Below are 14,230 nucleotides of genomic sequence, written 5' to 3' on the forward strand. Positions count from 1 at the left end.
TTTTTTATCTCCTTAATTCTATAATCGGTATTTCTCAATTGGTATAATTATCTTTATGCTTCTTTTGCACCTTTTCCATTTTTAAGATCTTCGACAATTCCGTCGTATTCTTTATCCAGTTTGTAGAACAACATGATTACAATCTGAAAAATAGCAACTGCAACCGGAATATAAATGAACAGTGCCTTGATTGCCATAACAGAAGATGCACTCTGTACGGAAGCATTTTCCGCATAATTTCCGAGTGCAAGGATCCATCCAAGCATTGCAGATCCAAGACCATTTCCAACTTTGAAGCCAAAACTTGATGCACTATTGATCAAACCTTCTGTACGATATCCGGTCTTCCATTCTCCGTATTCGATCGTATCGGATACAATAGCGAACATACAAGACGAAATACCAGCATTACCAATCCCCTTTAATGCTGATGCAAACATAATTCCAAAATAACTTGTTCCAACGAACTGAAACATTCCAAATCCAAGTCCATATATGATTACGCCTATGATCAGCATATTTTTTTTACCAATACGTTTGATAATAAAAGCTGTGAAGAACATCGCAATAATCTGAACCACACTTGCCACAAGGTTCATCGGTCCAACCAATTTTTCATTGTGAAGAACAACTTTTGCATAATAAACGGCTGCGCCGCCATTTAACGAATATTGGATAAAGATACATACTAGTGTCAGTGTGATCATCATCCAGTACTTATTACAGAATAACACTTTGATTCCCTTAAGGAATGGAAGTTTTTCGTGTTTGCTCTTAGCGGATGGTTTTACTCTTTCTTTCGTTCCTGTAAATGTAATCAGAAAGATTACGATTGACAGCACCCCAAACACAGCAAATGTCTTCGTCCATGCAGATAAATTATCTCCAAAGAACTCTACCAATGGAAGAGTCAGGTTTGTAATAAGCAGTGTTCCTGTTGTTGCAAGCGTCATACGGAAGATACTGAGAACTGATCTTTCGTACTGATCCTGTGTAATCAATGCATTCAATGTTGAATACGGTACGTTGATTGCCGTATATACAACGGATGATACCAGGTTGTATGTAATAAATATGTATACGATTTTTGCCTTATCCCCTAATCCGGAAGGAACTGAGAATAATAGCACTGCTGCGATTGCGAATGGAATCGCCATTCTTAAGATCCATGGACGACATTTTCCAAATCTGGACTTTGTTCTGTCTACGATTACTCCCATAATCAAGTCTGTTACACCGTCAAATAATCTCGAGATCAGCATGATTGTTCCAATTGTCAATGCACTGACTTTTACATAGTCTGTGTAATAAAACAAAAGAAATGAGGACATTGCTGAATAGATAATATTACAGCCAAGGTCCCCACAACCATATGCAAATCGTTCTTTGATACTAATCTTTGTAGTTTCCATTACTTTACTCCTTTGTTTTTTGATAGGTACATTCTATCAGATGTTCTTTGCTCGTATTAGGGGTATAAACTACTATTATTAGGTACATTTCCGACTTTTTATTTAATTACATATTTTTCTGTATTCACAACAACTTCCATTTTGTCAAGTCTCTGCCTGCGAAGCTGGGATGGAGTATAGTGATAACGTCTTTTAAACCACCGCATAGCCACCTTATAATTTGTACATCCATGTCTGGTAAATATCTCACTGACGTAGTCTTCTGTATTCATCAGATCTTGATATACATAATTCATCCGAACTTCATATAGATACTCCATTGTAGTCAGTCCAATCTGTTGCCTCAACATTCTAGAAAGATAGTCTGGGTTATAACCGAATTCTTCTGCGGTCTCCTGTACAGTTATCTGATGTGCATGATTCCTGTCCAGATAACGCAGAATCTGCTTAATCTGCTCACGATTCTTGTTATTTCTGTTTACTTCTTTTTCTATCATTTTCACAGAATATGAATGGATGAGCATGTATAGCAAATCATACAACAGACTTTTAAATTTAAAAAGGTATCCCTCTGGCCGCACCTCATATATCACATACATGTCGTAGCATACTTTTTTCAGCCATTCCAGCTTTGTATTTTCTGTCTCTTTTCCAGGATGCGGATCTACATGAAATTTTACAAGTTCATAGTCTGATATATATTTTTCCAGGAGTTTTTCCGGGACTTGTAATACCAGAGATTTATTCGGAGTACTCCAGAAAGAATGAATCTCTCTTGAATTAATCAGACTGATATCTCCTGCCTGTACGTCCATCTCTTTATTCTCGCACTTTACCTTCATACTGCCTTCCAGCATATATATAATCTCCAGACTGTTATGCCAGTGCGGAGCAACATAGCTTCCCTCATCTACTGACAGATAGAATCTAACATCTACATCGTAATTACTCGATACAATCTCATGCCGGGTTCCGTTTTCCATTATTATTTTCTTCTCATATGCTGTCATGTTCTTTATTTCATCGCCTTCTTTTTGTACTATCATAGCATGAAACACTTTTTTTGTCTATTTTCCACGCAGCCGTCAGAAAATTGTATGATTGAAGATTTAGTTCGCCATGTGTTACATTTCATTCATAAAGGTGGTGAATACTGTGTAGGGATTGGATCGGATTTCGGAATAATCACTATACCCGCGGCTATTTCTTCTTCTTTAGCAACGCTCTTTAGTTATTATACAACGTTCCGGATTAAAGTCGAACTCCTATTTCAAATTTCTAAAAACTATTTGGTGATGTATATAGTCGCTTCTTAGGAGTCCCCGAATGCGGTGTTAATTCCTTGCATAACGTTAACAATTATTTCCTTCTAATATTCCGCATGGAACATCTGAAATCACATCAATTCCGCTGGATTCTCCCAGGTTTTCTGCCTGATGCAACATGTTAATTAAAGTCGTTTTCCCTGTAGCACTATCGCCTTGAATAATTGTAATATTTCTCTTAATCTCAAATTCATAATGCAGACGATTATTTTTTACGACAATTTTATGTTTTCCCTTCATTTATCTCACCTATACATACTCTCCTGCAATATTAACAAATTCCAACATATTATAAACAATATCACCTGCATTGAGAATTTCCATTTCAAAATCTTCTTCTCCAAAATCCATAATATGTCTCAGATTTATTGTTAAATCCTTTGTCTTTGCTATAGACAGAATCCATTTTGCACAATTGTCTCCACATGCGGATGCATTAAATACCTTTCCAGATTGATCAAATGCCATTAGCATTAATGTCTTTACACCACCTCTGATTTATCAACATCTTTAATCATCTTAATTGATAATTCATTTGTAATCCATTCATCCTCATATTGATTATCAAAATAAGTCGGTGGATGAATTTTGCATTAGTTTGTTGTTGTAATAACAGCGGTCATAATAAGAATCATACAAATCTCCATAGCAATAACAAGTGCTAATGTTGAGTTCAGCAAGGCTTGATGGCTTCTAGCGGCTGGTGGTATATGTGTATCCATTACCATAAGTGCTGCATACATTCGTCTTCTTTTCTCTCCCATCGTAAAGTTTCCAAATCCTTTTTTTGTCTTTAAATAGTCATCGGCTTCAATAATTTCTTCTACAATCTGCTCTACCGAACACTCTAACATTGACATTGTCCCCAAAATTGCCAGTTCATATCCTGTACCGAACTTATGCTTTCTCTCTTTTAATGTTGCAAAGATGTCTTGAATACGATTGCATTTCACAACTGTTTTTGACGGATCAATTGCTAATACGTGACTTAAAGACTGAGATGCATTCTTATCAGGAAATGTTTTGATTATCATTTGATAACAGGCCTCCATTTCCTCTATGAGCTGATCAGTGTCTAGATCTGAAACTGCTAGCATTGCCGCAAACGGAAGGTCTTCATCTGAAGTCAACCAAGGGTGGGTTTCTTTCATACCATGAAAAATATTCGTCATCTTATCTATAATAGCGGGTATTGCAAATGAATCCTCATGATCTTGAATTATCATGGCTGCAAGTACTTTATACTCCCCATTCATCCACCTCAAATGTTTCATTTGCTCCACAATACGCTGAACAGATATCAAATAATCTTGTGGCTCTTTGGCAATAGCCATTTTACAAAGAACTGGAATTCTCACATTTCCACGAAACTCTGAAAGCATCTTTGTGTTCTTTTTCAATATCTGTTCACAGTACTTTATCTTGTCTGCATCTGCTTCCACATCTATGCCGACATAAAAAGAACTGCCCGCGAGCATCATCATATCTCCGTCTAATCTAAAAACCTGACGGAGTGTATCTTTATTTTTGATTAGTAAATCGCATTTTTCTCGTACAATTGTGTTCATTTCAAACCTCCCACAATAATCAATCTTTTTAGGATTTATTGGAATTTCCAATTAATATGAATAAATATGATACAAAATGCTCGTTTAAGCTAGACTTTACTTTATGTCTAGCCCAAACGAGCAACCAATTTTTCAACCGTTCCCTGCGAGAATCGAACTCACAACTAGTGCTTAGGAGGCACTTGTTATATCCATTTAACTAAGGGAACATTTTTATTTTCAACATCTCTCATTCTACCACGAATGAGAGATGTTGTGAAGTGTTTTTAAAAATTGATTTTTCCTTGAAGCCAGATATTTCCTTTGAATCGTCTTCCAACTTCCGGAACTCCCATAACTTCTTTTTCAGGAATACACACATCAAATTGTAATTCATTCACATCCAATGTCATTATGTAGAGCGTTTCCTGCGTTACTTTGTTCTGTGTTTTGCGCAAATCTATGATTTCTCCCAAAATCGAATACTCGTCGCATTCCACACCATACGGCATGAAATATGTCTCTACAATCGTAAAAATATCTTCTGTAATCAATCGCTTTGATACTTTGGAATAGGTATCAATGTCATCCAAAGTGAGACTTTCCATTGCCTCCTGATCGCCATTTCTAGCTGCACTCAAAAGCATCATGCGATTGCGCTCCTCTTCTTTTCTTGTCTTTTCCAAATGTTCATCTTTTGAAATCGGGAAAAGAATCATTCCGGAAGATCCAAGTCCGGATAGCGTCACGGATGTTGTTTTCTTTGCAAGTCCGCCAAGCTGCTTTTCTTTCATATACTCAATTGCATTTTGTATATGGAAAATAATACTTGCTCCCACCTTTACATCCTCGCAGATTCCGACATACATCTCTTTTTCAATGCGTCGCTCCACAAGCACATCCGCATAAGTTGTGATTCCTGAGCCTTCAAAATATGGCACATAATATTCCCTCTCGAAGATTTTATCCTGATCCATCTCTCCGTACACAGAAATCCCTACATTGTCACCATATTGTTTTTTTAACTCACAAAATTCTGATGTTCCATCCAAAGATACTGCCCGTTGCGAATCAAATTTGTCTGCGGTCTGCTTTAGTATCTCTCGAATCTCCTGCTTTTTCTTTAACTCTGTAAAACCGATTGCTTTTAAATACTTATGCACGTTTTTACCTTTCTATTATCTAATCTCTGTTTTTCCACCCATGTATGGCTGTAATGCAGCTGGAATCTTTACAGAACCATCTTCCTGTAAATTATTTTCCAAAAATGCAATCAACATTCTCGGCGGAGCAACTACTGTATTATTAAGTGTATGAGCAAAATACTTGCCATCTTTCCCTTTTACACGAATATTTAACCTTCTTGCCTGTGCATCTCCAAGATTTGAGCAGCTTCCTACTTCAAAATACTTTTGCTGTCTTGGTGACCATGCTTCTACATCGACAGATTTCACTTTTAAATCTGCCAAATCTCCTGAACAGCACTCTAAAGTACGAACTGGAATATCTAATGAACGGAACAGATCCACTGTATTCTGCCACATTTTATCATACCATTCCATGCTCTCTTCTGGTTTACACACAACGATCATTTCTTGTTTTTCGAACTGGTGAATACGATATACACCACGTTCTTCAATACCATGAGCACCTTTTTCTTTACGGAAACATGGTGAATATGATGTCAATGTTTTAGGAAGAGTCTCTTCTTCTAACATTGTATCAATAAATTTACCAATCATAGAATGTTCACTTGTTCCAATCAGATACAAATCTTCTCCTTCAATTTTATACATCATGGAATCCATTTCTGCAAAGCTCATAACGCCTGTAACAACGTTACTTCTGATCATATATGGAGGAATACAGTACGTAAATCCTCTGTCAATCATGAAATCACGTGCGTAAGAAATCACTGCTGAATGCAATCTTGCGATATCTCCCATTAAATAGTAGAAACCGTTTCCAGCTACTTTTCCAGCTGCTTCAAGATCAATACCATTAAATTTTTCCATAATTTCTGTATGATATGGGATTTCAAAATCCGGAACAACCGGTTCTCCATATTTCTGCAATTCCACATTTTCGCTGTCATCTTTTCCGATTGGAACAGACGGATCAATAATATTTGGAATTGTCATCATAATTGTTTTGATCTTTTCTTCCACTTCTTTTTCTTCTACAGAAAGCTGTTCAATCTTTTGTCCATCTTCAGCAATACGCTTTTTGACTTCTTCTGCTTCTTCTTTTTTTCCCTGAGCCATCAACGCACCAATTTGTTTTGACACCTTGTTTTTTTCTGCTCTCAGCGCTTCTACTTCCTGTTTGATTTCTCTGTTTCTCAAATCCAGTTCAATCACTTCATCCACAAGTGGTAATTTACTGTCCTGAAATTTATTCTTAATATTTTGTTTTACAATTTCCGGGTTTGCTCTTAAAAATTTAATATCTAACATGTTTTTTCTCCTCTACTCTCTACTTTTTGATATTTTTTAAATCAAGTCCAAATGTTTCTTGATACATTGCTTTTTCCAATGATTCTGCTTCTTCTTCTGACAGTTCGATATAGCTTTGTCCGTTTACAATCTCTTTTACATAATTGTAACAGCCATCTCTGCTATGCATAGAATTTAAAATAAATCCATTATCTTTTCCATCCAACAATGTAATTGTAAAGCTTAGCTTTCCCCCCATCTCATTAAAGGCATCATACTTCACAATTCCCATTTTTTGATAATTTCCTCTGACCTTTTTGTTAAGTTCTCGAATATCTTTATTATTTTTTTCAACAGTCTCTGACATATTATCTAGTTCACTAAACTTCTCAAAAATGCTATCTTCTAAAGTTTTACCATCTTTTCCACGCATAAACGCTACGTAACTGGCTTTTAATCGATTATATTTCATACTAGTGCTAATTGCAATAAAAAATAATACAATTATAAAAAGGCACATCACAATTAAAATAATACCGGGATCAATCCCTATTGTTTCTAATAACTTACTTTCCATATTACAAATTTCCTCTTTTACCCTTATGAATTATTTGTAACAGTCATAATTAACTCGAATATACGTTCGAGCTCTTCATCCGAATAATATTCAATTTCGATTTTTCCTTTTCCCTTTGTTTTTGGATTGACATGAACTTTTGTTCCCATGACTGTTTTCATTCTCTCTTCTAAATCTTTATAAATAAAATCATGTTCTATGACTTTTTTTTCTTTTTCTTTTTTTGGATTTTTTAGCTCCTTAATTAATTTTTCTGTCTCTCGCACACTTAATTTTTCATCAAAAATTTTATTTGACAGATTATATTGTTCTTCATGATCTTCAATTGCAAGCAATGTTCTCGCATGTCCTGTAGAAATCATATCATCTACAATCATCTGTTGAACTCTTTCATCCAACTTTAAAAGACGCATAGAATTTGTAACTGTTGTTCTGCTTTTTGAAACACGCTCTGCTACTTCATCTTGTTTGAGCGAAAATTCTGTCAAAAGTCGTTTGAACGCCATTGCCTCTTCAATTGGATTCAAATTTTCTCTTTGAATATTTTCAATTAAAGCAATCTCAACTGCCTCTCTTTTCGTATATTCTTTAATAATTACCGGAATTTCTTTTATTCCAGCCATTTTTGCAGCTCTCCAACGTCTTTCACCTGCAATAATTTCATAATAATCATGTCTTTTTTGAACAATCAAAGGCTGTAGCACACCAAACTGCTTAATAGAATCAGCAAGTTCCAACAACGAATCTTCTTCAAAATTTCTTCTTGGTTGTTCATGGTTTGGCTCTATTTTATTGATATTAATAAGCTGTTCGCCTTCTTTTTTTTCTTCTACTTCTTGCTTTTTCCTTTCAGTTGTTTTTACGGTCTTATGGTCTGGAATCAGACTATCTAGTCCTTTTCCTAGTCCTCCACGCTTTACTGCCATTATTCTTCTCCTTTATTAATTACCTCTTCTGCCAATAATATATAGCTTTCTGCACCTGCAGACTTTGGGTCATACAAATTAATTGGTAATCCATGACTCGGTGCTTCAGCAAGACGGATATTTCTAGGGATAATTGTTTTATAAATCGCTTGTTGTAAATTGTCTTTTACATTTTCCACTACTTGCAAAGATAAATTTGTTCTGGCATCATACATTGTAAATACAACACCTTCTATTTTTAGTTCTGGATTCAAACGTTCCTTTACCAAATCAATTGTATGTATCAATTGACTTAATCCTTCTAATGCATAATATTCACATTGAATGGGCACCAATACACTATTAGCAGTAGTCATTGCATTAATTGTGAGCATACTTAATGAAGGTGGACAATCAATTATTATAAAATCATAGTTTTCTCTAATTTTATCCACTTCTTTTCGAATAATAAATTCTTTTTCTTCTACTCCTATTAATTCAATTTCTGCAGCTGATAAATCTATATTTGTCGGTAAGATATCAAGATTTTCCAGAGCATTTTTACAGATAACTTTTTTAATATCAACTTGTCCAAGAATTAAATCATAAACAGTATATTTCACCTCATTTTTATCAATCCCTAAACCACTTGTCATATTCCCCTGCGGATCCATGTCTATAGCTAATACTTTTTTTCCCAATGAAGCCAAACATGAAGATAGGTTAATTGCAGTTGTTGTTTTTCCCACACCACCCTTTTGATTGGCTACAGCTATTATTCTTCCCATTTTTTCAGCTACCCCTTTCTGTCCTCAGATAATTATACCACCTTTTTAAATTATAATCTACACAAAATGTTTCACGTGAAACAAAAAAACGGAAAATATTAAATTTGCTGTGAACTGTAACATTAAAAATGTTTCACGTGAAACATTTACTCCATTGTTGTATTGATTTCCTTTGTGTAGTATAATAAAAGAAAAGTATTTATAAGAAAGGTAGGTGCTTTATGAACTGGAAGAAGAAACTGGCAACTTATGCTTCTTTAACTATTTTAGCAACCTTTATCATCCACATTATCAATAAACTTATTTATTTTATGTCCACTATTGATAATTTGCTCGGCAAAAAAGAAGGTCTTTATTATGAATGGAGATTTGGAAAAATTTTCTATACAAAAGAGGGCACTGGCAAACCAATTTTATTAATTCACGATCTTTCAGCGTGCAGTTCAGAATACGAGTGGAATCGAATTGTTTCTGATCTTTCTAAGACAAATACCGTATATACATTAGACTTGTTAGGATGTGGAAAATCTGATAAACCTAATTTTACCTACACAAACTTTTTATATGTGCAATTAGTCACAGACTTTATTAACAATGTTATTGGTGAAAAGGCAGATATCATTGTTACTGGAAACTCTTGTTCTTTTGTATTAATGGCTTGCCATAATAATGACGAAATAATAGATAAAATACTATTGATTAATCCTCCTAGTATTTCCTCTATTTCAAAAGTTCCTACAAAACGAACAAAAATGTTAAAATTTATTATTAACATTCCTTTTATTGGAACTCTTCTGTTCAATCTTTTGCATAGCAAAGACAGTATTGAACAAACTTTTATGACCGAATACTTCTACACTCCTCAATTTGTTGATGATGAAATAGTTAAGACTTACTGTGAATCCGCTCAGATTTCAAAAACGCAATCTAAATATCTATTTGCAAGTATCAAGGGAAAATATACAACTGCAAATATCACAGAATGTTTAACTCATATTGATAATAGTATTTTTATTTTAGTTGGAAGTGGAAACCCTACTTACAAAGAATATGCGCAACAATATCAGTCTTATACTCCTGCAATTGAAGTGCAAACAATTAAAAAAGCAAAATATTTGCCACAATTAGAGGTACCAGAAAAAGTGCTCGAACAGATAAAAATTCTATTTGAATTATAATTATACATAAAAAATCAGCATATCATCTTAGATGATATGCTGATTTTTTATGCTATTGGCTCCTTCGCAGGTAACCCCGCTTTTCTCGGATATTTTTTCGGTGTGTTTTGATATTTTTTTATCTTTACAAAAGAACGACCAATTTCAGTTCCCGGAAGTTGAAACTTCACCACATCCTCAATTTTTCCACCAAGCACATGCACTGCTTTTTTTGCCCCAGTCACCTCTTCCTCAATTTCTCCAGACTTGTAGGGGATAAATCTTCCATCAGTGTGGATATATGGCATGCAATACTCAGAAAGTGTGGATAAGTTTGCCACTGCTCTTGACACACAAAGATCAAATTGTTCCCGATATTCTCCCTTTTTTGCAAAATCTTCTGCTCTTCCGTGAATTGTTTCTATGTCAATCAATCCAAGTTCCTCAATTACTGTATTCAAAAATTTAATTCTTTTATTTAATGAGTCCAACAATACTACTTTCAGATGAGGAAATGCAATCTTTAACGGAATTCCCGGAAAACCAGCCCCCGTTCCAATATCAATCAAGTTATCCACACAATTCATGTCAATCGCCTTTGTTATCGACAAACTATCCACAAAATGTTTTTCATTTACCTCTTCATATTCGGTAATACCAGTCAGATTCATGACCTTATTCCATTCCACCAAGAGTTCATAAAAAGAATCAAATTGACGTTTCTGCTCATCATTTAATACAATGCCAAGCTCTTTTAACTTATTCTCAAATATCTGACTCATTCACAACTACCTCGTTTCATTCTTTCCACTCAAATATACTAACAATACAGAAATATCTGCAGGTGATACTCCTGAAATTCTAGATGCCTGCCCAATGGACAAAGGACGATACTGCTTCAATTTTTGTACTGCCTCGATACGAAGACTCTTAATCACATCATAGTCGATATCTTCTGGAATTCTTTTCTTTTCCAACTTTTTAAACTGCTCTACTTGCTTTTGCTGTCTCTTAATATATCCATCATATTTAATATTGATATTTACTTGCTCTACAACTTCCTGACACAATTTATCTACATTTTCAGGATATTTTTCCGCACATTTTTGTACGATATTTCTTCTCTTATCAATCGGCTCTAATACTTCATAAGAAAGTTCTGGTCTGCGAATCAATTCTGCAAGTGTTGTTCCTGAGTTCAAAGGTGTACTTCCATATTTCACAAGTAAATCCTGTACTTCCTGTGCTGCACCGATATTTGTATGTTCTAATCGTTCTACCTCAAATGCAATAATTCTTTCTTTTTCCAAAAGATACTCGTAACGCTCATCTGAAATCAATCCAATCTCATGTCCAATCTTCGTCAAACGCTGGTCTGCATTATCCTGACGGAGCAACAGACGATATTCCGCACGGGACGTCATCATGCGGTAAGGCTCATGGCTCTCTTTTGTAACCAAATCATCAATCAAAACGCCGATATAAGCCTGCGAACGGTCCAAGACGATCTGTTGCCTGCCTAAGATCTTTAAAGCCGCATTTATCCCCGCTACAAGCCCTTGTGCGGCAGCTTCCTCATATCCGGAACTTCCATTGAATTGTCCTCCACTGTACAAACCTCCAACGTTCTTAAACTCCAATGTTGGGTAGAGCTGTCTGGCATCGATACAGTCGTACTCAATCGCATATGCGTTTCTCACGATTTTTGCATGTTCAAGCCCCGGTACACTGCGGTACATAGCATACTGGACATCCTCCGGCAGCGAGCTTGACATTCCTCCCACATACATCTCATTTGTATCCAGACCTTCCGGCTCAATAAATACCTGATGCTTATTTTTATCCGCAAATTTCACTACCTTATCTTCAATAGATGGACAATATCTCGGTCCGGTTCCTTCTATCATCCCTGAAAATAATGGGGAACGGTCTAGATTTGCCCGAATAATCTCATGTGTCTTTTCGTTTGTGTAAGTCAGCCAACAAGAGGCCTGCTCAATCTGAACATCTTCCGGATTTGTCGTAAAGGAAAACGGAACAACTCTCTCATCACCGAATTGTTCCTCCATCTTTGAAAAATCAATGGATTTTTTATCAATTCTTGCCGGTGTTCCTGTTTTAAAGCGATACATCTCGATTTCGAGTTTTTTCAAGGAATCTGTCAGATAAGTCGCTGCCTGAAGTCCGTTTGGTCCTGTCTCCTGACTGATTTCTCCATAAATACATCTCGCTTTCAAATACGTTCCTGTACACAAAATAACAGCTTTACATTTATAAACTGCTCCGGAGTAGGTCTGCACTCCCTCAATTTTTCCGTCTTTCGTAAGAATATCTGTCACTTCCGCCTGTTTGATTTCAAGATTTTCCTGATTTTCCAAAACCATGCGCATCGTCTTGCTGTAATTTGCTTTATCTGCCTGTGCTCTCAACGAATGTACTGCCGGTCCCTTTGACTTATTTAACATTTTTGACTGGATAAATGTCTGATCGATCACTTTTCCCATCTCACCGCCGAGCGCGTCTACTTCCTTTACCAAATGTCCTTTCGAGCTTCCGCCGATATTTGGATTACAAGGCATCAAAGCAATACTATCCACACTCACTGTAAAAATAATTGTTTTTATTCCCAGTCGTGCACAGGCAAGCGCCGCTTCACAGCCTGCATGCCCTGCTCCGACTACAACTACATCATATTCATCTTTATTTTCCCATACAGAATTTACTGAATATTTCATTTACCAAATCTTCTCCTATCGTCTCGCCGGTAATGCTTCCAAGAGATTCGTACGCATCCAACAAATCAATGGAATAAAAATCCTCCGGCATATTATTTTTTATACTCATATTTACTTTTTCCAAACTATCATAAGCATCCTGAATTGCCGCCTTATGACGAATATTTGTAATATAAACCTCATCATTAAAAGAAATATCTCCATGGAAAAACATATCCTTTAATGTCTCTTCCAACTCTTTGATTCCACTCTCTTCTTTTGCAGATATCTCAATCATCGGCTTTTCAATATATGATTTTAACATATCTTTTGATACAACAGTAGCAAGATCTGATTTATTTAATAAAATCACTGCCTTTTTATCCTGAATCATCTGAATGATCTCCATATCATTCTCATCCAGATTTCTAGATGCATCTACAACATAAATAATTAAATCAGCCTCATTCGCATGCTCTTTTGCTTTGTCCACACCGATTTTTTCCACTATATCCTCTGTATTGCGGATTCCTGCGGTATCCATGATATTCAGACTGATTCCCTGAAGCTGAATGGATTCCTCCAAAACATCTCTCGTTGTCCCTTCAATATCTGTCACAATCGCACGGTCTTCACCGACCAATACATTTAAAAGCGAGGACTTTCCTGCATTTGGTTTTCCGACAATAACCGTCTTAATTCCTTCTTTGATAATCCGTCCATTGTCAGAACTTATCAACAATGCCTTCAGTTCTTCCAGTAGTTTATCCACAACCACCTTCAGTTCTCCACCATATCCATCCACACTGATATGCTCCGGATCATCTAGGGCTGTCTCAATAAACGCAGTGTGATATAAAATTTCTTCTCTTATTTTCTTTATTTTCTGATGAACCGTTCCTTTTAACTGGCTCACAGAACTTTTCAGTGCATACTCATTTTTGGAATGAATGACATCAATGACTGCCTCTGCCTGAGACAAATCCATTCTCCCATTTAAAAATGCACGCTTTGTAAATTCACCTGGATCGGCAGGTCGCGCTCCATATTTGATCACAGTTTCCAAAATACGTTTCATCACATAAACACCGCCATGACAATTGATCTCCACAGTATCTTCACCTGTAAAGCTATGTGGTCCCCGCATGATCATCACAAGCACCTCATCAATTGTCTCTTCACCATCTACAATATATCCATAATGTATTGTGTAACCTTTTTCTTCCTGAAAATATTTTTCTTTTTTTCCTTTATAAATCTTCTGGATAATTTCAAATGCTTCATCACCACTCATTCTGACAATTCCGATTCCTGAATTCGTCATGGCTGTCGCAATTGCTGCAATTGTATCTGTTTTCATATTTTTTCCT

Annotated in this window: 14 protein-coding genes, 1 tRNA gene and 1 pseudogene; 2 read left to right on the forward strand and 14 right to left on the reverse strand. The window is 35.8% G+C overall.

Annotated features, from left to right (window positions below; genetic code table 11):
- Positions 1–53: 53 nt before the first annotated feature.
- Entirely contained in the window at positions 54–1,412 is a 1,359-nt protein-coding gene (locus tag ACTQXY_RS10110) for an MFS transporter (protein ID WP_156554931.1), read from the reverse strand.
- 98 nt (positions 1,413–1,510) lie between these two features.
- Entirely contained in the window at positions 1,511–2,458 is a 948-nt protein-coding gene (locus ACTQXY_RS10115; protein WP_441659338.1) for a helix-turn-helix domain-containing protein, read from the reverse strand.
- 3 nt (positions 2,459–2,461) lie between these two features.
- Here ACTQXY_RS10115 and ACTQXY_RS10120 point away from each other — a divergent pair, with 3 nt between their 5' ends.
- A complete protein-coding gene (locus ACTQXY_RS10120) occupies positions 2,462–2,728 on the forward strand; it encodes a membrane dipeptidase (protein WP_441659339.1) in 267 nt (88 codons plus the stop codon).
- A gap of 36 nt (positions 2,729–2,764) precedes the next feature.
- Here the strand turns inward: ACTQXY_RS10120 and ACTQXY_RS10125 are convergent, their stop codons facing one another.
- The 9 genes and pseudogenes from ACTQXY_RS10125 to ACTQXY_RS10165 form a co-directional block, all read right to left on the reverse strand.
- Positions 2,765–2,977, reverse strand: a complete 213-nt coding sequence (locus tag ACTQXY_RS10125) for a hypothetical protein (RefSeq protein WP_441659340.1) — start codon at positions 2,975–2,977, stop codon at positions 2,765–2,767.
- Between the two features lie 9 nt (positions 2,978–2,986).
- A pseudogene (locus ACTQXY_RS10130) lies at positions 2,987–3,324 on the reverse strand (DUF4869 domain-containing protein).
- A gap of 6 nt (positions 3,325–3,330) precedes the next feature.
- Positions 3,331–4,305, reverse strand: coding sequence for a DUF4003 family protein (locus tag ACTQXY_RS10135; protein ID WP_441659341.1), 975 nt, complete (start codon positions 4,303–4,305; stop codon positions 3,331–3,333).
- A gap of 137 nt (positions 4,306–4,442) precedes the next feature.
- A tRNA-Arg gene (locus ACTQXY_RS10140) sits at positions 4,443–4,514 on the reverse strand.
- A gap of 57 nt (positions 4,515–4,571) precedes the next feature.
- The gene (locus ACTQXY_RS10145; RefSeq protein ID WP_441659342.1) at positions 4,572–5,447 is read right to left on the reverse strand and encodes a DUF3881 family protein; all 876 of its coding nucleotides are present in this window, start codon (positions 5,445–5,447) and stop codon (positions 4,572–4,574) included.
- A 15-nt stretch (positions 5,448–5,462) separates the two neighbouring features.
- Entirely contained in the window at positions 5,463–6,740 is a 1,278-nt protein-coding gene (gene serS, locus ACTQXY_RS10150; protein WP_004613271.1) for a serine--tRNA ligase, read from the reverse strand.
- A 19-nt stretch (positions 6,741–6,759) separates the two neighbouring features.
- Positions 6,760–7,296: a DUF4446 family protein gene (locus ACTQXY_RS10155; protein ID WP_441659343.1), complete on the reverse strand. Its 537-nt coding sequence runs from the start codon at positions 7,294–7,296 to the stop codon at positions 6,760–6,762.
- Between the two features lie 23 nt (positions 7,297–7,319).
- On the reverse strand, positions 7,320–8,222 hold the full coding sequence (locus tag ACTQXY_RS10160) for a ParB/RepB/Spo0J family partition protein (protein WP_441659344.1): 903 nt from the start codon (positions 8,220–8,222) through the stop codon (positions 7,320–7,322).
- Complete coding sequence (locus ACTQXY_RS10165) at positions 8,222–8,989, reverse strand: ParA family protein (protein WP_441659345.1); 768 nt, start codon at positions 8,987–8,989, stop codon at positions 8,222–8,224. The genes ACTQXY_RS10160 and ACTQXY_RS10165 overlap by 1 nt, the downstream gene beginning before the upstream one ends.
- Positions 8,990–9,210: 221 nt before the next feature.
- Here ACTQXY_RS10165 and ACTQXY_RS10170 point away from each other — a divergent pair, with 221 nt between their 5' ends.
- On the forward strand, positions 9,211–10,167 hold the full coding sequence (locus tag ACTQXY_RS10170; RefSeq protein ID WP_441659346.1) for an alpha/beta fold hydrolase: 957 nt from the start codon (positions 9,211–9,213) through the stop codon (positions 10,165–10,167).
- A gap of 47 nt (positions 10,168–10,214) precedes the next feature.
- Here ACTQXY_RS10170 and rsmG read toward each other — a convergent pair whose 3' ends face one another.
- The 3 genes from rsmG to mnmE are packed head-to-tail and all read right to left on the reverse strand — an operon-like array spanning position 10,215 to position 14,220.
- The gene (gene rsmG / locus ACTQXY_RS10175; RefSeq protein ID WP_441659347.1) at positions 10,215–10,928 is read right to left on the reverse strand and encodes a 16S rRNA (guanine(527)-N(7))-methyltransferase RsmG; all 714 of its coding nucleotides are present in this window, start codon (positions 10,926–10,928) and stop codon (positions 10,215–10,217) included.
- 6 nt (positions 10,929–10,934) lie between these two features.
- Positions 10,935–12,881 (reverse strand): tRNA uridine-5-carboxymethylaminomethyl(34) synthesis enzyme MnmG, encoded by a 1,947-nt coding sequence (gene mnmG / locus ACTQXY_RS10180; RefSeq protein ID WP_441659348.1) that lies wholly within the window; start codon positions 12,879–12,881, stop codon positions 10,935–10,937.
- Positions 12,847–14,220, reverse strand: coding sequence for a tRNA uridine-5-carboxymethylaminomethyl(34) synthesis GTPase MnmE (mnmE, locus tag ACTQXY_RS10185; RefSeq protein WP_441659349.1), 1,374 nt, complete (start codon positions 14,218–14,220; stop codon positions 12,847–12,849). Before mnmE ends, mnmG begins: the two co-directional genes overlap by 35 nt.
- Positions 14,221–14,230: the final 10 nt, after the last annotated feature.

This window comes from Faecalimonas sp. LCP19S3_D12 (genome assembly GCF_052121495.1).
Lineage (GTDB): Bacteria > Bacillota > Clostridia > Lachnospirales > Lachnospiraceae > Faecalimonas.

Bases quoted from the DNA above. Each gene is read 5' to 3' on its own strand.
- ACTQXY_RS10110 (WP_156554931.1), bottom strand. From the start codon at position 1,412: ATGGAAACTACAAAGATTAGTATCAAAGAACGATTTGCATATGGTTGT.
- ACTQXY_RS10115 (WP_441659338.1), bottom strand. From the start codon at position 2,458: ATGATAGTACAAAAAGAAGGCGATGAAATAAAGAACATGACAGCATAT.
- ACTQXY_RS10120 (WP_441659339.1), top strand. From the start codon at position 2,462: ATGAAACACTTTTTTTGTCTATTTTCCACGCAGCCGTCAGAAAATTGT.
- ACTQXY_RS10125 (WP_441659340.1), bottom strand. From the start codon at position 2,977: ATGAAGGGAAAACATAAAATTGTCGTAAAAAATAATCGTCTGCATTAT.
- ACTQXY_RS10135 (WP_441659341.1), bottom strand. From the start codon at position 4,305: ATGAACACAATTGTACGAGAAAAATGCGATTTACTAATCAAAAATAAA.
- serS (WP_004613271.1), bottom strand. From the start codon at position 6,740: ATGTTAGATATTAAATTTTTAAGAGCAAACCCGGAAATTGTAAAACAA.
- ACTQXY_RS10155 (WP_441659343.1), bottom strand. From the start codon at position 7,296: ATGGAAAGTAAGTTATTAGAAACAATAGGGATTGATCCCGGTATTATT.
- ACTQXY_RS10160 (WP_441659344.1), bottom strand. From the start codon at position 8,222: ATGGCAGTAAAGCGTGGAGGACTAGGAAAAGGACTAGATAGTCTGATT.
- ACTQXY_RS10165 (WP_441659345.1), bottom strand. From the start codon at position 8,989: ATGGGAAGAATAATAGCTGTAGCCAATCAAAAGGGTGGTGTGGGAAAA.
- ACTQXY_RS10170 (WP_441659346.1), top strand. From the start codon at position 9,211: ATGAACTGGAAGAAGAAACTGGCAACTTATGCTTCTTTAACTATTTTA.
- rsmG (WP_441659347.1), bottom strand. From the start codon at position 10,928: ATGAGTCAGATATTTGAGAATAAGTTAAAAGAGCTTGGCATTGTATTA.
- mnmG (WP_441659348.1), bottom strand. From the start codon at position 12,881: ATGAAATATTCAGTAAATTCTGTATGGGAAAATAAAGATGAATATGAT.
- mnmE (WP_441659349.1), bottom strand. From the start codon at position 14,220: ATGAAAACAGATACAATTGCAGCAATTGCGACAGCCATGACGAATTCA.